The 20675-nt window shown below is 62.8% G+C and carries 19 protein-coding genes; 15 read left to right on the top strand and 4 right to left on the bottom strand.

What is annotated here, in order from left to right:
* Positions 1–6: 6 nt before the first annotated feature.
* The 3 genes from ACMGGN_RS20880 to ACMGGN_RS20870 all read left to right on the top strand — a co-directional run bounded on the left by ACMGGN_RS20880 (position 7) and on the right by ACMGGN_RS20870 (position 2700).
* On the top strand, positions 7–672 hold the full coding sequence (locus ACMGGN_RS20880; protein WP_012312259.1) for a fumarylacetoacetate hydrolase family protein: 666 nt from the start codon (positions 7–9) through the stop codon (positions 670–672).
* Positions 673–778: 106 nt separating this feature from the next.
* Complete coding sequence (locus ACMGGN_RS20875) at positions 779–1699, top strand: SdiA-regulated domain-containing protein (RefSeq protein WP_046787000.1); 921 nt, start codon at positions 779–781, stop codon at positions 1697–1699.
* Positions 1700–1788: 89 nt separating this feature from the next.
* Positions 1789–2700 (top strand): SdiA-regulated domain-containing protein, encoded by a 912-nt coding sequence (locus ACMGGN_RS20870; protein WP_323614676.1) that lies wholly within the window; start codon positions 1789–1791, stop codon positions 2698–2700.
* A 93-nt stretch (positions 2701–2793) separates the two neighbouring features.
* On the opposite strand, the gene rpiA is transcribed toward ACMGGN_RS20870, so the two are convergent.
* A complete protein-coding gene (rpiA, locus tag ACMGGN_RS20865) occupies positions 2794–3468 on the bottom strand; it encodes a ribose-5-phosphate isomerase RpiA (protein ID WP_012312262.1) in 675 nt (224 codons plus the stop codon).
* A gap of 139 nt (positions 3469–3607) precedes the next feature.
* On the opposite strand from rpiA, the gene ilvA reads away from it, so the two are divergent.
* Entirely contained in the window at positions 3608–5122 is a 1515-nt protein-coding gene (gene ilvA, locus ACMGGN_RS20860; RefSeq protein ID WP_115273341.1) for a threonine ammonia-lyase, biosynthetic, read from the top strand.
* Between the two features lie 38 nt (positions 5123–5160).
* The gene (locus ACMGGN_RS20855; protein ID WP_119688106.1) at positions 5161–5586 is read left to right on the top strand and encodes a DUF2269 family protein; all 426 of its coding nucleotides are present in this window, start codon (positions 5161–5163) and stop codon (positions 5584–5586) included.
* A 95-nt stretch (positions 5587–5681) separates the two neighbouring features.
* Here ACMGGN_RS20855 and ACMGGN_RS20850 read toward each other — a convergent pair whose 3' ends face one another.
* Entirely contained in the window at positions 5682–6338 is a 657-nt protein-coding gene (locus tag ACMGGN_RS20850) for an HAD family hydrolase (protein WP_115273343.1), read from the bottom strand.
* Between the two features lie 141 nt (positions 6339–6479).
* On the opposite strand from ACMGGN_RS20850, the gene ACMGGN_RS20845 reads away from it, so the two are divergent.
* Complete coding sequence (locus ACMGGN_RS20845; RefSeq protein WP_003249017.1) at positions 6480–6959, top strand: RNA pyrophosphohydrolase; 480 nt, start codon at positions 6480–6482, stop codon at positions 6957–6959.
* A gap of 22 nt (positions 6960–6981) precedes the next feature.
* Positions 6982–9261, top strand: coding sequence for a phosphoenolpyruvate--protein phosphotransferase (ptsP, locus tag ACMGGN_RS20840; RefSeq protein ID WP_046787005.1), 2280 nt, complete (start codon positions 6982–6984; stop codon positions 9259–9261).
* 114 nt (positions 9262–9375) lie between these two features.
* On the opposite strand, the gene ACMGGN_RS20835 is transcribed toward ptsP, so the two are convergent.
* Entirely contained in the window at positions 9376–10122 is a 747-nt protein-coding gene (locus tag ACMGGN_RS20835; RefSeq protein ID WP_196997333.1) for an NRDE family protein, read from the bottom strand.
* A 128-nt stretch (positions 10123–10250) separates the two neighbouring features.
* On the opposite strand from ACMGGN_RS20835, the gene ACMGGN_RS20830 reads away from it, so the two are divergent.
* The 3 genes from ACMGGN_RS20830 to ACMGGN_RS20820 are packed head-to-tail and all read left to right on the top strand — an operon-like array spanning position 10251 to position 12880.
* The gene (locus tag ACMGGN_RS20830) at positions 10251–11033 is read left to right on the top strand and encodes a sulfite exporter TauE/SafE family protein (RefSeq protein WP_174141036.1); all 783 of its coding nucleotides are present in this window, start codon (positions 10251–10253) and stop codon (positions 11031–11033) included.
* Between the two features lie 16 nt (positions 11034–11049).
* Positions 11050–11859 carry a prolipoprotein diacylglyceryl transferase gene (gene lgt, locus ACMGGN_RS20825; protein ID WP_046787008.1) on the top strand — a complete coding sequence of 270 codons (810 nt, stop codon included), beginning with the start codon at positions 11050–11052 and terminating at the stop codon, positions 11857–11859.
* A gap of 49 nt (positions 11860–11908) precedes the next feature.
* Positions 11909–12880 (top strand): thymidylate synthase, encoded by a 972-nt coding sequence (locus ACMGGN_RS20820; RefSeq protein ID WP_174141035.1) that lies wholly within the window; start codon positions 11909–11911, stop codon positions 12878–12880.
* 41 nt (positions 12881–12921) lie between these two features.
* Here ACMGGN_RS20820 and cadR read toward each other — a convergent pair whose 3' ends face one another.
* Positions 12922–13365 carry a cadmium resistance transcriptional regulator CadR gene (gene cadR, locus ACMGGN_RS20815; protein WP_119688108.1) on the bottom strand — a complete coding sequence of 148 codons (444 nt, stop codon included), beginning with the start codon at positions 13363–13365 and terminating at the stop codon, positions 12922–12924.
* An 82-nt stretch (positions 13366–13447) separates the two neighbouring features.
* Here cadR and ACMGGN_RS20810 point away from each other — a divergent pair, with 82 nt between their 5' ends.
* The 5 genes from ACMGGN_RS20810 (at position 13448) to ACMGGN_RS20790 (ending at position 20628) form a co-directional block, all read left to right on the top strand.
* A complete protein-coding gene (locus ACMGGN_RS20810) occupies positions 13448–15700 on the top strand; it encodes a heavy metal translocating P-type ATPase (protein WP_414156261.1) in 2253 nt (750 codons plus the stop codon).
* Between the two features lie 100 nt (positions 15701–15800).
* Positions 15801–16670, top strand: a complete 870-nt coding sequence (locus tag ACMGGN_RS20805) for a LysR substrate-binding domain-containing protein (protein ID WP_046787012.1) — start codon at positions 15801–15803, stop codon at positions 16668–16670.
* 117 nt (positions 16671–16787) lie between these two features.
* On the top strand, positions 16788–17846 hold the full coding sequence (locus ACMGGN_RS20800) for a putative 2-aminoethylphosphonate ABC transporter ATP-binding protein (protein WP_046787013.1): 1059 nt from the start codon (positions 16788–16790) through the stop codon (positions 17844–17846).
* Position 17847: 1 nt separating this feature from the next.
* On the top strand, positions 17848–19572 hold the full coding sequence (locus ACMGGN_RS20795) for a putative 2-aminoethylphosphonate ABC transporter permease subunit (RefSeq protein WP_125923621.1): 1725 nt from the start codon (positions 17848–17850) through the stop codon (positions 19570–19572).
* A gap of 30 nt (positions 19573–19602) precedes the next feature.
* On the top strand, positions 19603–20628 hold the full coding sequence (locus tag ACMGGN_RS20790; RefSeq protein ID WP_046787015.1) for a putative 2-aminoethylphosphonate ABC transporter substrate-binding protein: 1026 nt from the start codon (positions 19603–19605) through the stop codon (positions 20626–20628).
* Positions 20629–20675 lie beyond the last annotated feature (47 nt).

The following is a 20675-nucleotide window of genomic DNA, read 5'->3' as shown; positions in this document are numbered from 1 at the left end:
TCGGCCATGAGTTACCAGCACCAGTACGTAGACGGCACCCGTATCCACTTCCCGCTGGGCAAGGTGGTGTGCGTTGGCCGCAACTATGCCGAGCACGCCAAGGAACTGGGCAATCCCATTCCGACCGAGCCGTTGCTGTTCATCAAGCCGGGCAGTTGCGTGGTGCCGCTGGAGGGTGGTTTCAAGATTCCTACCGACCGTGGTTCGGTGCATTACGAAGCCGAAATCGCGGTGTTGCTGGGCAAGCCGCTGTCGGCACATCCATCTGAAGAGGAAGTGCTGGATGCCATCTCCGGCTTTGCCCCGGCGCTGGACCTGACCCTGCGTGACGTGCAGGCCAAACTCAAGGAAAAGGGCATGCCGTGGGAGACTTGCAAGAGCTTCGACGGTGCCTGCGTACTGCCGCCTTTCGTCGCTGCCGGCACGTTCGAAGACCTGGCCGACATCCCGGTGCGCCTGACCATCAATGGTGACGTTCGCCAGGACGGTAACAGCGCGATGATGCTCAACCCGATCGTGCCGATCATTCAGCACATGGCCTCGCACTTTTCGCTGCTGCCGGGGGATGTGATCCTGACCGGTACCCCGGCTGGCGTCGGCCCCTTCGAAGTGGGTGATGAGCTGGTGCTGGAGTTGCCGGGCGTGAGCCGCTTCGAAAGCCGGGTACTCTGAGCAGAGACTGTGTCGCCCGCGAAGCGGGCGACGCGATTTACCGTTTTTTTCACAACCTATCTGGATAATGCGCGAATCTCCGCCTATTTACCCAGGAATACTCTGTATGGCCCTGTCTTCCAGCGCTCCCGTATCCACCAAGCGTCGCTTCTACCTGCGCTGGCCGTTCGGCCTGGCTGTGGCTGCGGTGATCGGCTATGGCGTGGCCGTGGCGATGCACTGGGATGACCGTGGCCGACTGTGGGTCCAGGAAGGCTTCGAGAGCAGCGCCGAGCGCAGCGAAAGCGTCTGGTTGCCGGACTATAAGGTCGATATCGATGCCAAGCCTATGCCGGGCATGGAAGATGATGAAGCCTCGGACGTAGCGTTCAATCCGCATACCCGCACGTTGTTTGTGGTCATGGGCAAGAACCCGTTCCTGGTCGAGCTGAGCCTGGATGGTGATGTGCTGAGGCAGATCCCCTTGCAGGGGTGGAACAACCCCGAAGGGGTTGCCGTGCTGGAAGATGGCCGCTTGGCCATTACCGATGAACGTCTGCACGACCTGACCGTGGTCAAGGTGGACGCACAAACCAAGTCGCTGAACCATGCAGATTTTCAGAGCCACGACCTGGGCGAGTCGGTGAAAAGCAACAAGGGCTTCGAGGCCGTGGCATGGGACCCGATGCGCCAGCGTCTGGTGATCGGCGAGGAGCGGCCGCCAAAGCTGTATACCTGGAGCACCGATGGGCGCAGCCCGCTCAAAGGTGACAAGCAGCCGCTGGCCAGCAACGAACTCGACCTGCGCAACCTCTCAGGCTTGGGTGTCGACCCGCGTACGGGCCATCTGTTGGTGCTGTCGGCGGACTCCAACATGCTGCTGGAGCTCGACGAGCAAGGTCAGCAGGTGAGTTTCATGACCTTGCTGGGCGGTTTCAACGGCCTCAAGGACACCATTCCGCGTGCTGAAGGGGTGGCGATGGACGACCAGGGCAACCTGTACATGGTCAGTGAGCCGGCGCTGTTCTATCGATTCAAGAAAAACTGACGGCCATTTCAGATTTTTCGCATGCTGGCATTAAGCTTTACTTCAGTTGTTCGTGGTTAGATTCGTCATCCTCAAACCGAGTCTGCCCTATGCGTCGCTATGTTCGTCTGCCCCTGGTCCTGGCTGTCATTGGCCTGCTCGCCGTGCTCTTACTGGGCGTGGCGGAGCAGCAGTTCCGTTTGCTCGAGCGTGGCTGGTTCAACTTCAAGACCTGGTGGCAGCCCGCTGAGCAAAGCATGGGCCTGGATCGCTATCGGGTAGTGATCGAGGCGCAGCCTATAGACGGGCTGGACGATGATGTTTCGGCACTGACTTACGACCCCGACCGCAAGACCCTGTTCACGGTGACCAACAAGCGGTCCGAACTGATCGAGTTGTCCCTCGACGGTCGTATCCTGCGGCGGGTGCCGTTGACCGGTTTCGGCGACCCCGAGGCGGTCGAATACGTAGGGCCCAACAGTTACGTGATCACCGATGAGCGCCAGCAACGGCTGATTCGCGTGCGCCTTGAGGACGACACGATGTTCCTGGATGCCCACGATGCCGAGCAGTTGAGCCTTGGTATCGGCCTGAACGGCAACAAGGGGTTCGAGGGGCTGGCCTACGACTCGGCGGGCAAACGCCTGTTCGTGGCCAAGGAGCGAGACCCGATGGTGATCTACGAAATTCACGGGTTTCCCCATGAAAACCCGGAGCAGCCCTATGCAGTGCATGTGGTGCAGGACCGCAAGCGCGATGCGCGGCTGTTCGTCAGGGATCTGTCGAGCCTGCAGTTCGACGAGCGCAGCGGGCATCTGCTGGCGTTGTCGGATGAATCACGCCTGGTGCTGGAGTTGGATGTGAAAGGTAAACCGTTGAGCACGCTGTCGCTGCGCAAGGGGTACCAGGGGCTCAAGCAGACGGTGCCGCAGGCGGAGGGGATTGCCATGGATGAAGCGGGGACCATTTATCTGGTCAGTGAGCCGAACCTGTTCTATGTGTTCAAACAGCCCACGGATTGACTGGGCTTTTGAGCGTAATTGCCGGCAAGCCGCCTCCCACGCGGTCACCACTGCTGTGGATTGCCTGGGCGAGCCAGCTTGCCGGCAATGGCATCACTCGGCTTTCAGGCTCTTCACGCCTTCCGGGGTGCCCAGCAACAGCAGGTCTGCCGGCCGTGCGGCAAACAGGCCATTGGTCACCACGCCGACGATCGCATTGATCTGCGCCTCCAGCTCTACGGGGTTGGTGATCTGCAGGTTGTACACATCCAGGATCACGTTGCCGTTATCGGTGACCACACCCTCACGGTACACCGGGTCGCCACCCAGCTTGACCAGTTGGCGCGCCACGTGGCTGCGGGCCATCGGGATCACCTCGACCGGCAGCGGGAAGGCGCCCAGCACCGGCACCAGCTTGCTGGCATCGGCGATGCAGATGAAGGTCTTGGCCACTGCCGCGACGATTTTTTCGCGCGTCAGTGCCGCGCCACCGCCTTTGATCAGGTTCAGGTGTGCGTCGCTCTCGTCGGCGCCGTCGACGTAGAACTCCAGCTCGCTGACGCTGTTCAGCTCATAGACCGGGATGCCATGGCCCTTCAGACGCTGTGCCGTGGCCTCGGAGCTGGCGACCGCGCCGTCGAACGCCGTCTTGTGCTGGGCCAGGGCGTCAATGAAAAAGTTGGCAGTCGAACCGGTGCCGACGCCGACGACGCTCTTTTCATCCAGCTTGGGCAGAATGAAGTCGACAGCGGCCTGGGCGACGGCCTGTTTGAGTTGGTCCTGGGTCATGCGGGCTCCGGAAAGGGGCAGGGCGGTAATGAAATGAAAGGAGGCTAGTATAACGGCTCGGGCGGCTTTGCTGTGGTCGCCCGACGTAGCGCTGGGGTAGACTCGCAGCCCTTGTCCCGCGGCCAGTGATGCTTTCCCGATGCTCGAACAGTACGTCAAGAAGATCCTCACCTCGCGCGTCTACGACGTCGCTGTCGAAACCCCGCTGCACAGCGCCGGGCAACTGAGCAAGCGCCTGGGCAACCAGATTCTGCTCAAGCGTGAAGACCTGCAGCCGGTGTTCTCCTTCAAGATCCGTGGGGCGTACAACAAGCTGGCGCAACTGAGCCCGGAAGAACTGGCCCGCGGCGTGGTCACCGCCTCGGCCGGCAACCATGCACAGGGGCTGGCCCTGGCAGCCCGCGAGCTGGGCATCAAGGCCACCATCGTGATGCCCAAGACCACCCCGGAGATCAAGATCGAAGGCGTACGCTCGCGTGGCGGCAAGGTGGTATTGCATGGCGACTCGTTCCCCGAGGCGCTGGCCTACTCGCTGAAACTGGTCGATGAGAAGGGCTTCGTCTATATCCACCCTTATGACGACCCGCACACCATTGCCGGGCAAGGCACCGTGGCCATGGAAATCCTGCGCCAGCACCCAGGCCGGCTGGATGCGATCTTCGTGCCGGTGGGCGGCGGTGGGCTGATCGCCGGCATCGCCGCCTACGTGAAATACCTGCGCCCGGAAATCAAGGTGATTGGCGTCGAACCGGATGACTCCAATTGCCTGCAGGCAGCCATGGCCGCTGGCGAGCGCGTGGTGCTGCCGCAGGTTGGGCTGTTCGCCGATGGCGTGGCCGTGGCCCAGATCGGTCAGCATACCTTCGACATCTGCCGCTTGCATGTGGATGAAGTGATCACCGTCAGCACTGACGAGATCTGTGCAGCAATCAAGGATATCTACGACGATACCCGCTCGATCACCGAACCTGCAGGTGCCTTGGGTGTCGCTGGCATCAAGAAGTATGTGGAGCTCAACGGCGTCAGCGGGCAAACGCTGGTGGCTATCGACTCGGGCGCCAACGTCAACTTCGACCGCCTGCGTCACGTCGCCGAGCGTGCCGAGCTGGGCGAGAAGCGCGAAGCGATCATCGCCGTGACCATCCCCGAGCGGCCGGGCAGCTTCAAGGCGTTCTGCGAGGCCATCGGCAAGCGCCAGATCACCGAATTCAACTACCGCAAGCACACATCCGACGAAGCCCATATCTTCGTTGGCGTGCAGACCCATCCGGAGAACGACCCACGCGCTGCGTTGGTGCAGCAACTGACCGAGCAGGGTTTCCCTGTTACCGACCTGACTGACAACGAACTGGCCAAGATGCACATCCGCCACATGGTGGGTGGCCATTCGGCCGGTGCACGCGACGAGATCGTGCTGCGCTTCGAGTTCCCTGAGCGGCCGGGGGCGCTGTTCAACTTCCTCAACAAGCTGGGCGGGCGCTGGAACATCTCGATGTTCCACTACCGCAACCACGGCGCCGCCGACGGGCGTGTGGTGGCCGGGTTGCAGGTGCCGGAGGACGAACGCCACCTGGTGCCGGCGGCGCTGGCCAAGATTGGGTATCCGTACTGGGATGAGACCGACAATCCCGCTTACCGGCTCTTCCTGGGTTGAGCGACTAAGCTTGGCTAACCCTCCAAGGATGTGAAGACATGGAACACCTGACCACCCTCAAGGCCCTGCACCTCATTGCCACCGCCCTGTTATTGCTGGGCGCACTGGGCTTGGCGATCTGGACCGTGCGCGCCCGGCGCCAAGGCGACGCCCAGGCTTATGGCAAGCTGCTGCGTCGGCCTTTGGTGTTCGTCTGGCTGGTGATGGGCGTGAGCCTGCTGAGCATGCCGTTCACCGGTTGGTGGCTGGTTCACCTGGTGGGTTGGCCGCTGGGGCAGACCTGGGTGCTGGCGTCCAGCGTCATCTATACCCTCGGTGCGTTCGCCGCGTGGTGGCTGCTGGTGCGTCTGAACCGGCTGCGCAAGGCTGAGGCGGTGGGTTTGCGGTTTACCCTGGCCCTGGCGGTCTTCAGCGGTGTCTGCTTCCTGTCCATCGCCGGGTTGATGGGCGCCAAGCCGGTCTGAAGCTGGCCGGGCCGCTCTGCAGCCCATCGCCGGCGAGCCAGCTACATACCTTGTGCGCTTGCCAGCGATGGGGCGCAAGGCGGCCCCAAAAAGGCTCAGTCCCTAAGCGAAATCACCGGCCACCCGCGCCGCTCAGCCTCAGCCTGCAGGTTAGGGTCCGGGTCCACCGCGACAGCATGTGACACCCGCTGCAACAGCGGCAAGTCATTCATCGAGTCGCTATAGAAGTAGCTGTCTTGCAGGTCGAACCCGTTCTCCAGCATCCAGCGTTCCAGCCTCGTCACCTTGCCTTCACGGAAGCACGGTATATCGGTACTGCGCCCGGTATAGCGGCCATCGCGTGTTTCGCATTCGGTCGCCAATAGCGTGCGAACGCCCAGACGGCGGGCAATCGGCGCGGTGACGAAACGGTTGGTGGCGGTGATGATTACCAGTTGGTCGCCTGCCTCACGGTGTTGCTGCAGCAGGGCCAGGGCCTTGGGCAGGATGATCGGCTCGATGCAGTCGCGCATGAATTCGCGGTGCCATTGGTCGAGCTGGGCGGGTTCGGTGGCTGCGAGGATTTCCATGGAAAAGGCCAGGTAGGCCTGCAGGTCGAGGGTGCCGTTCAGGTAATCCTGGTAGAAGGCATCGTTGCGTTGTTTGTACGCGATCGGGTCAAGAATCCCCCGTTCGCACAGGTAATCACCCCACGCGTGGTCACTGTCGCCACCGAGGAGGGTATTGTCCAGGTCGAATAAAGCCAGGCGCATTGCGGTTACTCGCGTCAGCCATAGGGAAGGCCCGCAGAATACGGAGTTTTCACCTCGCTGCACATAAGCGTGGCGGGCGCGTTGCTGCGCTCGCAGGCTTTGTGGAACAATGCGGTGACATGCGTTTGCGAGGTTGCTGCCGTGATCGACCCGGATGGTTTTCGCCCAAATGTCGGGATCATTCTCACGAATGATGCCGGGCAGGTGCTATGGGCTCGGCGGATCAACCAGGATGCCTGGCAATTCCCTCAGGGTGGTATCAACCCTGACGAGACGCCGGAAGATGCCCTGTACCGCGAGCTGAACGAAGAAGTTGGCCTTGAACGCGATGATGTGGAAATTCTTGCCTGCACCCGCGGCTGGTTGCGTTATCGTTTACCCCAGCGTCTGGTACGTACCCACAGCCAACCGCTGTGTATCGGCCAGAAGCAGAAATGGTTTTTGCTGCGCCTGGTGAGCAATGAGCAACGGGTGCGGATGGACCTGACCGGCAAGCCTGAATTCGATGGCTGGCGCTGGGTCAGCTATTGGTACCCGCTGGGCCAGGTGGTGACCTTCAAGCGTGAAGTGTATCGCCGCGCCCTGAAAGAGCTAGCACCGCGTCTTTTGACGCGCGACTGACGACGGAGTTCGACCCCGAGCCATGCTCAATACGCTGCGCAAGATCGTCCAGGAAGTGAACTCCGCCAAAGATCTCAAGACGGCGTTGGGGATCATTGTCTTGCGCGTCAAGGAGGCCATGGGCAGCCAGGTCTGCTCGGTCTACCTGCTCGACCCGGAAACCAACCGCTTCGTGCTGATGGCCAGCGAAGGCCTCAACAAGCGATCCATCGGCAAGGTCAGCATGGCCCCCAACGAAGGCCTGGTTGGTCTGGTCGGTACCCGGGAAGAGCCGCTGAACCTGGAAAACGCCGCTGATCACCCACGTTACCGCTACTTCGCTGAAACGGGCGAGGAGCGTTTCGCGTCCTTCCTGGGTGCACCGATCATCCACCACCGTCGTGTGGTCGGCGTGCTGGTCATTCAGCAGAAAGAACGCCGCCAGTTCGACGAGGGTGAAGAAGCTTTCCTGGTCACCATGAGCGCTCAACTCGCCGGGGTTATCGCTCACGCCGAGGCCACCGGCTCGATTCGTGGCCTGGGCCGCCAGGGCAAGGGCATCCAGGAAGCGCGCTTCGTCGGCGTACCAGGCTCGCCGGGTGCTGCCGTCGGCCGAGCCGTGGTCATGTTGCCGCCTGCCGACCTTGAGGTGGTGCCGGACAAGACGGTCGAAGACATCGACGCTGAACTCAAACTGTTCCACAACGCCCTCGAGGGCGTGCGCGCCGACATGCGCAAGCTTTCGGCCAAACTGGCCACCCAGTTGCGCCCGGAAGAACGCGCGCTGTTCGACGTGTACCTGATGATGCTTGAGGACGCAGCCCTCGGCGGTGAGGTGACTGACGTCATCAAGACCGGCCAGTGGGCCCAGGGCGCCCTGCGCCAGGTGGTCGGCGAGCACGTCAGCCGGTTCGAACTGATGGACGACGACTACCTGCGCGAACGCGCCTCGGACGTGAAAGACCTCGGTCGCCGTCTGCTGGCCTACCTCCAGCAAGCCCGTTCGCAATCGCTGGTGTATGCCGACAACACCATCCTGGTCAGCGAGGAACTGACCCCGGCGATGCTGGGTGAGGTGCCGGAAGGCAAGCTGGTGGGCCTGGTCTCGGTGCTGGGCTCGGGCAACTCCCACGTTGCCATCCTGGCCCGTGCCATGGGTATCCCGACGGTGATGGGCCTGGTCGACCTGCCGTATTCCAAGGTCGATGGTATCGAGCTGATCGTCGATGGCTACAAGGGCGAGGTGTTCACCAACCCCAGCGACGTGCTGCGCAAGCAATACAGCGAGGTGGTCGAAGAAGAGCGTCAGCTGGCCCAGGGCCTGGATGCGTTGCGCGAACTGCCTTGCATCACCCCGGACGGCCATCGCATGCCGCTGTGGGTCAACACCGGCCTGCTTGCCGACGTGGCCCGTGCCCAGCAGCGGGGCGCCGAAGGGGTGGGCCTGTACCGCACAGAAGTGCCGTTCATGATCAACCAGCGCTTCCCCAGCGAAAAAGAGCAGTTGGCCATCTATCGCGAGCAGTTGGCGGCGTTTCACCCGCTGCCGGTGACCATGCGTACCCTCGACATCGGCGGGGACAAGGCGCTGTCCTACTTCCCGATCAAGGAAGAAAACCCGTTCCTGGGGTGGCGTGGCATCCGCGTGACCCTCGACCACCCGGAAATCTTCCTGGTCCAGACCCGCGCCATGCTCAAAGCCAGCGAAGGCCTGAACAACCTGCGCATTCTGCTGCCGATGATCTCCGGCATTCACGAACTGGAAGAGGCGCTGCACCTGATTCACCGCGCCTGGGGCGAGGTGCGTGACGAAGGCACGGACGTGCCGATGCCACCGGTTGGCGTGATGGTCGAGATCCCGGCCGCGGTTTACCAGACCAAGGAGCTGGCGCGTCAGGTGGATTTCCTTTCGGTAGGCTCCAACGACCTGACCCAGTACCTGCTGGCAGTAGACCGCAACAACCCGCGGGTTGCCGACCTTTACGACTACCTGCACCCGGCAGTGCTGCAAGCCTTGAACACCGTGGTGCGTGATGCCCATGGCGAGGGCAAGCCAGTCAGTATCTGCGGCGAGATGGCCGGTGATCCGGCAGCAGCGGTCCTGTTGATGGCCATGGGCTTCGACAGCTTGTCGATGAACGCCACCAACCTACCGAAGGTGAAGTGGATGCTGCGCCAGATAAACATGAGCAAGGCCAAGGAGCTGCTGGCCGATGCCCTGAGCCATGACAACCCGCAGGTTATCCACAGCTCGTTGCAATTGGCGCTGAAGAACCTGGGGCTGGCGCGGATGATCGGGCCAGAGGCCAACAAGACCCTGTGAATTATGGGGCCGCTTTGCGGCCCTTTCGCGACACAAGGCCGCTCCTACAGGCGACGCGACCCTGGTAGGAGCGGCCTTGCGTCGCGAAAGGGCTGCAAAGCAGCCCCCTGGCCCTCAAATCCAAAGTTCAACCTCCCCCAAGTGCCCCCCAAAAGGCCCGAAACTGCGCTCGACAAGCCGTCTTACACCCTGATCATCCACGATCAGCACCGTACTGGCCCGCGTCCCATAATTCTGGCTGGCAATAAACACACTCGACAGCAGCTTCTCTGTCGCCACCCCCACGCCAGTTTCCGGCAGCTCTGCCTCAGGCGCCGTCTCACCATCGGCCAGCAACGCCATCAAACGCTGCGGGTCCGCTGAACCCAGTAACCGTTCCAGCCCGTCGCGCGCCTTGACCAGCTTGGGCCACGGCGTATCCAGCCCGGCATTGGAAAGCCCATACACCCCAGCCGCCAGCAAGCGCGGCGCCGCGTCTCGAGCGTGCAGATACCCCAGGCGCACACCATCGCCCACCAGCAGGTTGAACCCCGAATACTGTTTGCTGCGGCTGGCGACCTGGTCCAGATAGGCCTCGACCCCAAGTTCACCCTGCAGGTATGCCGCCACCAGCTCGCCGCGTGAGCGGGGGCCCAACGGCTGCCCTGGGTCGCGAATGTTGGTCAGCGCGGCGAACCGCCCCTGCGGCCCCACGCCCAGCCAGGTACCACCGGCCTCCAGGTCACGCCCTGCATGCACGCCGGGCGCATCTTCCCAGGCTGCCAGCGCCTGCGTGGGCCGGGCATAGAACTCGTCGCGGTTGGCCGCCACGATCAGCGGCAGGGCATGCCCTGGCCGCCAGGCGAATACGATCAGGCACATAGGTTGGGCCTCTGGGTTTTTTGCCACTCTACCCACTGCGGCGGCGCCGATCCATCCTGTCACAGAGTTCACTAGAGCCCCGAGCCCGGCTTCCGTTACCATGCCGGATTGTTTTTCGGGGACGACGAATGGAGTTCGCACTCTATCTGCTTCTGGGCGCCTGTGCCGGCGTGCTGGCCGGGCTGTTCGGCGTGGGCGGCGGCATCATCATCGTGCCGGTGCTGGTGTTCAGCTTCACCCTGCAGGGCTTCGACGCTTCGGTGCTCACTCACCTGGCGGTGGGTACCTCGCTGGCAACCATCGTCTTCACATCGATCAATGCCGTGCGCGAGCACCATCGTCGGGGCGCGGTGCAGTGGCCGATCTTCGCCTGGATGACCGTGGGTATCCTGCTGGGCGCCGGGGTGGGCGCGAAGACGGCTTCGCTTATCCAGGGCCCGCTGTTGCAGAAGATCATCGGCGTATTCGCGCTGATCATTGCCGCGCAGATGGCACTGGACCTCAAGCCCAAGGCCAGCCGCGGCATTCCCGGCAAGCCCGCACTGATCGGTGCCGGTGGCGTGATCGGTTGGGCCTCGGCGATCTTCGGCATCGGCGGTGGTTCGTTGACCGTGCCATTCCTGACCTGGCGCAGCCTGCCGATGCAGCAGGCGGTGGCCACGTCTTCGGCCTGCGGCCTGCCGATTGCCGTGGCCAGCGCCCTGAGTTTCATGTGGCTGGGTTGGCACGATGAGCATCTGCCAGCCCATAGCGTGGGCTTCGTGTACCTGCCAGCGCTGGTCGGCATTGCCGTGACCAGCATGTTTTTCGCCCGCTTCGGCGCGCGGCTGGCGCACAAGTTGTCGCCCCGTCTGCTCAAGCGTTTGTTCGCCGCGCTGCTGTTTAGCGTAGGTCTGAGCTTTTTGATTTGAAACCAGAGGAATATCCATGCTGCCTTACCCGCAGATAGACCCCGTGGCCGTTGCGCTCGGGCCGCTGAAAATCCATTGGTACGGCCTGATGTACCTGATCGGCATTGGTGGCGCGTGGCTGCTCGCCTCGCGCCGGCTCAACCGTTTCGACCCCACCTGGTCGCGTGAAAAGCTCTCTGACCTGGTGTTCTGGTTGTCGATGGGGGTGATCGTCGGCGGGCGCTTGGGTTATGTGCTGTTCTACGACCTGCACGCCTACCTGGCCAACCCGACGTTGATCTTCGAGGTATGGAAGGGTGGCATGTCGTTCCACGGCGGCTTCATCGGCGTGATGCTGGCGGCCTTGTGGTTCGGCAAGCGCAACAACAAGTCATTCTTCGAACTGATGGACTTCGTCGCACCGCTGGTGCCGATTGGCCTGGGGGCAGGGCGTATCGGCAACTTCATCAACGCCGAACTGTGGGGCAAGCCGACCGACGTGCCGTGGGCGATGATCTTCCCGCCGTTCAGCGACCCGGCCCAGCTGCCGCGCCACCCATCGCAGCTGTACCAGTTCGCCCTGGAAGGCGTGGCGTTGTTCGCGATCCTCTGGCTGTTCTCGCGCAAGCCGCGCCCGACCATGGCGGTTTCCGGGATGTTCGCCCTGTTCTACGGCATCTTCCGCTTCATCGTCGAATTCGTCCGCGTGCCGGATGCCCAGCTGGGCTACATTGCCTGGGGCTGGCTGACCATGGGTCAGATACTCTGCATCCCGATGATTCTGGCCGGCCTCGGATTGATCTGGTGGGCTTATAATCGCAAACCCACGGCGAAACCCGCCATCTGATTCCCAACGGCAGGGGCGATCCCCCTGCCGTTCTTGCTACAGGTAAGCCATGAAACAGTATCTGGACCTGGTCCGTGACGTCATCGAAAACGGCACTCTGCAGGAAAACCGCACGGGCATCCGCACCATCAGCCTGCCGGGCGCCATGCTGCGCTTCGATCTGCAAAAGGGCTTTCCGGCCATCACCACGCGCAAGCTGGCATTCAAGTCTGCCATCGGCGAGATGGTCGGCTTCCTGCGTGGCGTGAAGAACGCGGGTGAATTCCGCGAACTGGGCTGCAAGGTGTGGGATCAGAACGCCAACGAGAACGCCCAGTGGCTGGCCAACCCGTTCCGCCAGGGCCATGACGACCTCGGCGAGATTTACGGTGTGCAGTGGCGCCAGTGGCCGGGCTACAAGCGCATCCCGCTGAGCAACCCGGCAGCGATCGAAATGGCCGAAAAAGCGGGCTTTCGCAGGATTGCCCAGGACGAGGAAGATGGCCAGGCGTTCGTCGTGCTGTACAAGGCCATCGACCAAGTGCGTCAGTGCCTGGACACCATAGCCAACGACCCAGGCAGCCGGCGCATCCTGTTCCATGGCTGGAACTGCGCGCAGCTGGACGAAATGGCACTGCCGCCGTGCCACCTGCTGTACCAGTTCCACCCCAATGTCCAGACCAGGGAAATCTCCCTGACGCTCTACATCCGCTCCAATGACTTGGGCCTGGGCACACCGTTCAACCTCACCGAAGGTGCGGCGCTGCTGTCGCTGTTCGGCCGCCTGACGGGCTATACGCCGCGCTGGTTCACGTACTTCATTGGCGATGCCCATGTGTACGAAAACCATCTGGACATGCTTAACGAGCAACTCAAGCGCGAGCCGCTGGAAGCGCCGAAGCTGGTGATCAGCAACCGCGTGCCTGCGTTCGCCGAGACGGGCAAGTACGAGCCGGAGTGGCTGGAGAAGATCGAACCGAGCGATTTCAGCCTGGAAGGCTATGAGCACCATGCACCGATGACGGCGCCGATGGCGGTCTGATTCACGCAAATGCCCAGGGCTGCGCAGCAGCCCCAGCGGCTTCAATGCCCGTGGCTACGCCCCACGTGCGAATGCTCGGTATCCGGCACGGATACGGCTCCGTTCACCTCCAAACGCTGCAAGATCGCGCATTCCTCTCCCTGCGCACTGCACCGTCTGCGTAACTCCACCAGTTGCTCCTGCAATGCCACCAGGCCATCGATCCGCGCCTGCACGTGTTCGATATGTTCGTCTATCAACGCATTGACGCTGCCACATGAGCCCGCCGGGCTATCGCGCAGGCGCAAAAGGCTGCGTATTTCGTCCAGGGTCATGTCCAGGGTGCGGCAGTTGCGAATAAAGGTCAGCCGCTCGACATGGGCCTGGGTGTACAGCCGGTAATTACCGTCGGTACGCGCTGGCTCTGGCAGTAGCTGCTCACGCTCGTAATAACGGATGGTCTCCACCGCACAGTCGGTGGCTTTGGCCAGTTCTCCGATTTTCATGGCGATTCTCCATCAGGTGGCTTGACCCTATAGTGGCTACAGGGTGTTCACTTGGCAACAGGTGCTCACTAAGGATGACCCCATGAACCAGCCTGTCAGCCACGAACACGTGCATGACCATGACCACGTCAACGCCGGTAAAAGCCATTGCCACGACGCACATGCGCATAGTTGCTGCGGTTCCAGTGCGGCGCCTGCGTTTGTGCAATTGAGCGAAAAGGCCAGTGACCAGGCCCGGCTCAGCCGTTTTCGCATACAAGCCATGGACTGCCCGACAGAACAGACCTTGATCCAGGACAAGCTCGGCAAGCTGTCCGGCATCGAGCAGCTGGAGTTCAACCTGATCAACCGCGTGCTGGGCGTGCGCCATACCTTGGATGGCACTGCTGAGATCGAGCGGGCCATCGAAAGCCTGGGCATGAAGGCAGAACCGCTGGCTGTAGAGGATGAGGGTGGCGTGATCGCACCCGCGCCAGCCAAGACTCGCTGGTGGCCATTGGCATTGTCCGGCATCGCGGCGATCGCCGCCGAAATCATCCATTTCAGCGCGCTGGCGCCCGAGTGGGTGGTAGCCGCGTTGGCGCTGGCAGCGATCCTTGGCTGTGGCCTGGGCACCTACAAGAAGGGCTGGATTGCCCTTAAAAACCGCAACCTGAACATCAACGCGCTGATGAGCATTGCCGTGACCGGTGCCGTGCTGATCGGCCAGTGGCCTGAGGCGGCCATGGTCATGGTGCTGTTCACCATCGCCGAACTGATCGAGGCACGTTCACTTGACCGTGCGCGCCATGCCATCAGTGGCCTGATGCAGCTTACGCCGGACATGGCCACGGTGCAGCAGGCCGATGGCCAATGGCGTGAGGCCGAGGTGCGCCACGTAGCGATCGGTGCGCTCGTGCGGGTACGCCCCGGTGAGCGTATCGGCCTGGACGGTGAAGTGGTCAGTGGGCAATCCAGCGTCGATCAGGCGCCGATCACCGGCGAGAGCCTGCCTGTGGACAAGGCCCCTGGCGACAAGCTGTTCGCCGGCACCATCAACCAGGCCGGCGCTCTGGAGTACCGGGTAACTGCAGTGGCAGGGCATTCCACATTGGCCCGTATCATCAAGGCCGTGGAGCAGGCGCAGGGCGCTCGAGCGCCTACCCAGCGTTTCGTCGATACCTTCTCGCGCATCTACACGCCTGTGGTGTTCGCCCTGGCTTTGGCCGTAGCGCTCATCCCGCCGCTGTTCATGGCCGGCGCCTGGTTCGACTGGGTCTACCGCGCCTTGGTGCTGTTGGTGGTGGCCTGCCCATGTGCCCTGGTGATTTCCACCCCGGTGACCATTGTCAGTGGCCTGGCGGCTGCGGCGCGCAAGGGCATCCTGATCAAGGGGGGGGTGTACCTGGAAGGGGGCCGCAAGCTGGACTTCCTGGCCCTGGACAAGACTGGCACTCTCACCCACGGCAAGCCGGTGCAGACCGATACCAAGGTGCTAGACCCATTGTTCGAAGGCCGCGCCCAGGCACTGGCGGCAAGCCTGGCCGAGCGCTCAGACCACCCGGTATCGGCTGCCATCGCCCAGTTGGCCAGGGCGCAGGGGCTGGCCCTGAGTGAGGTCAGCGCGTTCGCTGCCTTGGCGGGGCGCGGTGTGCGTGGTGACATCGATGGCGAAACCTATCACCTGGGCAACCATCGTCTGGTCGAAGAGCTGGGCTTGTGCTCACCGCAGCTCGAAGCACAGCTGGACCAACTCGAGCGCCAAGGCAAGACCGTGGTGCTGTTGCTCGACCGCTCTGGCCCGCTGGCGCTGTTTGCCGTCGCCGACACGGTCAAGGACAGCAGCCGTGAGGCCATCGCCGAGCTGCACGCGCTGGGCATCAAGACTGTCATGCTTACCGGCGACAATCCCCATACCGCCCAGGCCATCGCTGCCCAGGTCGGTATCGACCGCGCCGAAGGCAACCTGCTCCCTGCCGACAAGCTGAGCACGATCGAGCAGCTCTACGCCCAGGGGCACCGGGTTGGCATGGTCGGTGATGGCATCAACGATGCGCCGGCGCTGGCCCGTGCCGAGATCGGTTTCGCCATGGCGGCTGCCGGTACCGACACCGCCATCGAGACCGCCGATGTGGCGCTGATGGATGACGACTTGCGCAAAATCCCGGCCTTCGTCAGGCTGTCGCGGCAAAGTGCGGCGATCCTTAAGCAGAACATCGTGCTGGCGTTGGGCATCAAGGCCATCTTCCTGGCAATCACCTTTGCCGGCATGGCCACGCTGTGGATGGCGGTGTTCGCCGACATGGGCGTAAGCCTGCTGGTGGTGTTCAACGGCCTGCGCCTTTTGCGCAAGTAGCAGCCGCAAGCTACAAGCTGATCGAGGTGGAATCGAGACTTATGAAACTACACAGCGCTGCCTCTGCTTACGGCTGCTTTTGCGGCTGCGGAGCCCAGCAATGCTGAGTGCCGAGCTCAAAGCCTTCTACATGGTGGCCCGCCTGGGCAGCATCACACTGGCGGCGAAGAAGCTTGGCCTCAGCCAGCCGACGGTGACCACCCAGATCCGCAACCTCGAAAGCCAGTACGCGGTGGAGCTGTTCTACCGCGGCGGCCGGCGCCTGGTACTGAGCGAGGAGGGCGTGCGCCTGCTGCCAATGGTCAAGGCGCTGCTGCAACAGGAAGCCGACATCGAGTTCGAGCTGCGCAACAGCGGCCATGCCCAAGGCAACCTGCGCATCGCTGCCACTGCGCCGTACTACATACTCGATCTGGTGAAGATCTTCCGTGAGCGCTTGCCACAGGTGGGCGTGGCCGTGGAGATCGGTAATTCGCAGCAGGTGCTGGAGATGCTGGAGGACTACCGCGTCGATCTCGCCGCCTCGTCACAGTTGGTGGAGGATGCTCGCCTGGTGAGGCGCGTGCTGGGCACTGACCCGCTGGTGGTGGCGGTGCACCGCAATCACCCGCTGGCGCAGCGTCAGGTGGTGTCTATCGAGGTGGTGGCAGGGCAATGCCTGCTGATGCGTGAGAAAGGTTCGACCACGCGCAAGCTCACCGAAGAAATGATGCACGGCGCTGGGGTGAAGGCCGAAGCGGTGCTGGAAATCGGCAGCCGCGAGTCGATCCGTGAGGCGGTGCTGCGCAATATCGGCATCAGTGTGATCGCCCGGCACGAGGTGCCGCACAACTCGGAGCTGCGGGTGCTGACACTGGAAGATGCGCCGGTGATGCATGAGTACCTGTACTGCCTTAAGGAAAGACGCCAGGCCCGGTTGCCGGCAGCCTTTCTCGGGGTGGCGCAGGAAGTGGTGGGGTCGCAGTTCTGAACCTGCAACGTCACTACAAAATCTGCCTATACCACTATCGCCCGCTTTTGCCTCGCCGCCACAGAACCTTCGCACAGCCTTTCTAGCATGGCCACATCTGCTCGATGAGGCTTTGCCATGAACCACGCCACCCCGGGCGCACAAATGAAAGTGCGCGGTATCCACAAGCGTTTCGGCGCCTTCACGGCGTTGAACGATGTCTCCCTGGACATCGCCGCCGGCGAGCTGGTTTGCCTGCTCGGCCCTTCCGGCTGCGGCAAGACCACCCTGCTGCGCTGCATCGCAGGGCTGGAACGCCAAGACCGTGGCGAGTTGTACATCGGTGAGCGTGACATCAGCGAATTGCCCCCACAGGCCCGTGACTACGGCATCCTCTTTCAATCCTACGCGCTGTTCCCCAACCTCACCGTCGAAGCCAACATTGCCTACGGCCTGAACCGCAGTGGCCGTGAAGAAAGCCGCCAGCGCGTAGCCGAGATGCTGGACCTGGTAGGCCTGGCCGGCAGTGAAAAGAAATACCCCGGGCAATTGTCCGGGGGGCAACAGCAGCGGGTTGCGTTGGCCCGTGCCCTGGCCCCGTCGCCTTCGCTGCTGTTGCTCGACGAGCCTATGTCGGCGCTGGATGCGCGTGTGCGTGAGCACCTGTGTACCGAACTTCGACAGCTGCAGCGTCAACTGGGTATCACCACGCTGATGGTCACCCACAACCAGGACGAAGCCATGCTGATGGCCGACCGCATTGCGGTGATGAACAACGGCCAGGTCGAGCAGTACGCCACCCCTCAGGAAATCTACGATCAGCCGTCCACGCCGTTCGTTGCCGAGTTCGTTGGCCAGGGCAACTGGCTGCCGTTTCAGCGTACTGGCGACAGCCATGCCCAGGTGGGCGCCATGAGCATGCGCCTGGCAGCGGGTGCGCCGCGGGCCAGCAGCGGCCGGTTGTTCTGCCGCCCGGAGGCCATCACTGTGAACCCGGTGGTGCATGAAGAAAACCTGTTCCCGGCCAAGGTCCGCGAAATCACATTCCTTGGCAACCGCTGCCGCATGAGCTTTGAATTCAAGGCCCTGCCGGGCCATCCGCTGCTCGCCGAACTGGCGCCAGAAGCCATGCCACACTTGGGCTCGCAGGACATCTGGGTGGCCCTGCCGCCGCAGAGCCTGCAGGTGTTTGCCTGAGATGGCCGCGCCCATGCCTTTGCCGCTGGCCCAGCCCAAGCACACAGCGCGCAATGATGTTGCATTCGGTGATCGGCTGTTCGTCGTCGGTGGCAAGTGCCTGCTGCTGGCCTTGCTGTTGCTGGCGGTGCTGATGCCGTTGCTGGCGATCTTCTGGCGCGGCTTCAGCGGCGATGCCGGCCAGGGTGGCGGTCTGCTGGCGGCCCGTGAACTGTTTGCCAGTGACAACTTCCACTGGCTGCTTGGCAACAGCTTGTCGGTTGCCTTCACGGTTGCCGCGATCGTGGTCCCCCTGGCATACCTGTTCGCTTATGCCTTGCAGCGCACGCTGATCCCGGCCAAGGGGCTGTGGCGGGGTATCTCGCTGCTGCCACTGCTGGCACCGTCGATGTTGCCGGCGATTGCCCTGGTCTACCTGTTCGGTAACCAAGGCCTGCTGCGCGGGTTGCTCAGTGACAACATCTATGGCTTCTGGGGCATTGTCCTGGGGGAGGCCATCTACACCTTCCCGCATGCGCTGATGATCCTGCTGTCGGCCTTGTCGCTGGCCGATGCACGGTTGTTCGATGCCGCCTCCAGCATGGGGGCCGGGGCGTCGCGGGCGTTTCGCAGCATTACCTGGCCGGCAACGCGCCAGGCGGTGTTCGCGGCGTTCTGCCTGGTGTTCACCCTGACCATCACCGATTTCGGTGTACCGGTGGTTGTCGGTGGCGACTACCAGGTGCTGGCGCTCGAGGCCTACAAGGCGGTCGTCGGCCAGCAGCAGTTCGGCCGGGGTGCATTGATCGGCATGGTGCTGCTGGTGCCGGCATTGCTGAGCTTTGCGGTCGATGCCTGGCTGCGTCGCCGCCAGGGCGAGGCTATGAGTGGTCGTGCCCAGGTATTCGAACCCAAGCCGTCGCCCGGGCGTGATGCCTGCTATCTGGTGATCGTCCTGCTGGTATGCACGGTGCTGGTGGGCGTGATCGGCATGGCGGTGTACTCGTCACTGGTGACCTTCTGGCCCTACAACCTGACCTTGTCGTTCAAGCACTACATGTTCGAAGACACCGCCGGCGGTGGCTGGCTGGCCTATCGCAACAGCGTGACCATGGCCATCGGCACCGCGCTGATCGGCAGCATGGTGATCTTTGCCGGTGCCTACCTGATGGAGAAAACCCAGGGCCAGCGTTTGCTCAACCAGGCCCTGCGCCTGCTCAGCTTCATCCCCATGGCGGTACCGGGGTTGGTGCTGGGCCTGGGCTATGTCTTCTTCTTCAACCTCAATGGCAACCCACTGCACGTTTTCTATGGCGGCATGGGGCTGTTGGTGGTGTGCACCATCGCCCACTACCTGACCACTGCGCAGATGACCGCAACCACGGCGTTGCGCCAGCTCGATGGGGAGTTCGAGGCCGCCGCGCTGTCGCTCAAGGCGCCGTTGTACAAGCACTTCGTGCGGGTGACCGTGCCGATCTGCCTGCCCGCACTGCTGGACATCATCCGTTATCTGTTCGTCTCGGCCATGACCACGGTATCGGCGGCAATCTTCCTGTACAGCCCCGACACCATCCTCGCCGCCGTCGCCGTGCTGAACATGGACGATGCCGGCAATGTCGGCGGCGCTGCCGCCATGTCGACCTTGATCCTGCTGACCAGTGCGGCTGCATCGCTGCTGCTGGCCGGCGCTTCCCGCGGCCTGCTGCGCCGCTCCCAGGCCTGGCGCCAGCGCGCTCCCGGCCATTGACCGACTGCCCACACTGACAGGAAACGCATCATGTTCAAGCCCCTCGCACTTGCCGCTGCCGTGACCGCTGTATTCAGCCTGCAGGCTTCGGCCGCCACTACGCAGCTGACCGTCTACACCGCCCTGGAAGCCGAGCAGCTCAAGACCTACAAGCAGGCCTTCGAAAAGGCCAACCCGGACATCGAAATCAAGTGGGTGCGTGACTCCACCGGCATCATCACTGCCAAGCTGCTGGCCGAGAAAGAGCGCCCGCAGGCCGATGCGGTGTGGGGGCTGGCGGCTTCCAGCCTGGCCATCCTCGACCAGAACGGCATGCTCGAAGCCTATGCACCGAAAGACCTGGGCAAGATCTCCGCCAACTACCGTGACGCCGCCAACCCTCCGGCGTGGGTCGGCATGGACGTTTGGGCCGCGACGATCTGCTTCAATACCATCGAGGCCCAGAAGCAGGGCCTGAGCAAACCGGTGAGCTGGCAGGACCTGACCAAGCCGGAGTACAAGGGCAAGATCGTGATGCCGAACCCGGCGTCGTCCGGTACCGGTTTCCTGGATGTGAGCGCGTGGCTGCAGACCTTTGGCGAGCCTCAGGGCTGGGCCTATATGGACGCGCTGCACCAGAACATCGGCCAGTACGTCCATTCCGGCTCCAAGCCTTGCAAACTGGCAGCGGCAGGGGAGTTCCCGATCGGTATCTCCTTCGAGTACCCGGCGGTGCAGCTCAAGCGCCAGGGCGCGCCACTGGATATCGTACTGCCCAAGGAAGGCCTGGGCTGGGAGATCGAGGCGACTGCAGTGATCAAAGGTTCACCGAAGGCTGATGCCGCCAAGCGGCTGGCGGATTTCTCGGCAAGCCCTGCGGCCATGGAACTGTACAAAGAGAACTTCGCTGTACTCGCTGCCCCGGGTATTGCCAAACCGCAAACCGAGCTCCCCGCGGACTACGAGCAGCGCCTGATCAAGAACGACTTCGCCTGGGCTTCGAAGAACCGCGACCAGATCCTGGCCGAGTGGCGCAAGCGTTATGACGGCAAGTCGGAGAAGGTGGCGCAGCAGTAAGCTCTGCGGGGCCTGTGCCCTCAGGTTGGCAGTGCCAAACCTGAGGG

Source organism: Pseudomonas sp. BNK-30 (assembly GCF_047456185.1).
GTDB classification, from domain to species: Bacteria; Pseudomonadota; Gammaproteobacteria; order Pseudomonadales; family Pseudomonadaceae; genus Aquipseudomonas; species Aquipseudomonas putida_E.
This window is presented reverse-complemented; position numbering and strand designations above follow the sequence as displayed.

Bases quoted from the DNA above. Each gene is read 5' to 3' on its own strand.
- rpiA (WP_012312262.1), bottom strand. From the start codon at position 3,468: ATGACCCAGGACCAACTCAAACAGGCCGTCGCCCAGGCCGCTGTCGAC.
- ACMGGN_RS20820 (WP_174141035.1), top strand. From the start codon at position 11,909: ATGAAACAGTATCTGGACCTGGTCCGTGACGTCATCGAAAACGGCACT.
- ACMGGN_RS20880 (WP_012312259.1), top strand. From the start codon at position 7: ATGAGTTACCAGCACCAGTACGTAGACGGCACCCGTATCCACTTCCCG.
- cadR (WP_119688108.1), bottom strand. From the start codon at position 13,365: ATGAAAATCGGAGAACTGGCCAAAGCCACCGACTGTGCGGTGGAGACC.
- lgt (WP_046787008.1), top strand. From the start codon at position 11,050: ATGCTGCCTTACCCGCAGATAGACCCCGTGGCCGTTGCGCTCGGGCCG.
- ACMGGN_RS20810 (WP_414156261.1), top strand. From the start codon at position 13,448: ATGAACCAGCCTGTCAGCCACGAACACGTGCATGACCATGACCACGTC.
- ptsP (WP_046787005.1), top strand. From the start codon at position 6,982: ATGCTCAATACGCTGCGCAAGATCGTCCAGGAAGTGAACTCCGCCAAA.
- ACMGGN_RS20850 (WP_115273343.1), bottom strand. From the start codon at position 6,338: ATGCGCCTGGCTTTATTCGACCTGGACAATACCCTCCTCGGTGGCGAC.
- ACMGGN_RS20795 (WP_125923621.1), top strand. From the start codon at position 17,848: ATGGCCGCGCCCATGCCTTTGCCGCTGGCCCAGCCCAAGCACACAGCG.
- ACMGGN_RS20870 (WP_323614676.1), top strand. From the start codon at position 1,789: ATGCGTCGCTATGTTCGTCTGCCCCTGGTCCTGGCTGTCATTGGCCTG.
- ACMGGN_RS20790 (WP_046787015.1), top strand. From the start codon at position 19,603: ATGTTCAAGCCCCTCGCACTTGCCGCTGCCGTGACCGCTGTATTCAGC.
- ilvA (WP_115273341.1), top strand. From the start codon at position 3,608: ATGCTCGAACAGTACGTCAAGAAGATCCTCACCTCGCGCGTCTACGAC.
- ACMGGN_RS20855 (WP_119688106.1), top strand. From the start codon at position 5,161: ATGGAACACCTGACCACCCTCAAGGCCCTGCACCTCATTGCCACCGCC.
- ACMGGN_RS20875 (WP_046787000.1), top strand. From the start codon at position 779: ATGGCCCTGTCTTCCAGCGCTCCCGTATCCACCAAGCGTCGCTTCTAC.
- ACMGGN_RS20830 (WP_174141036.1), top strand. From the start codon at position 10,251: ATGGAGTTCGCACTCTATCTGCTTCTGGGCGCCTGTGCCGGCGTGCTG.
- ACMGGN_RS20805 (WP_046787012.1), top strand. From the start codon at position 15,801: ATGCTGAGTGCCGAGCTCAAAGCCTTCTACATGGTGGCCCGCCTGGGC.
- ACMGGN_RS20800 (WP_046787013.1), top strand. From the start codon at position 16,788: ATGAACCACGCCACCCCGGGCGCACAAATGAAAGTGCGCGGTATCCAC.
- ACMGGN_RS20835 (WP_196997333.1), bottom strand. From the start codon at position 10,122: ATGTGCCTGATCGTATTCGCCTGGCGGCCAGGGCATGCCCTGCCGCTG.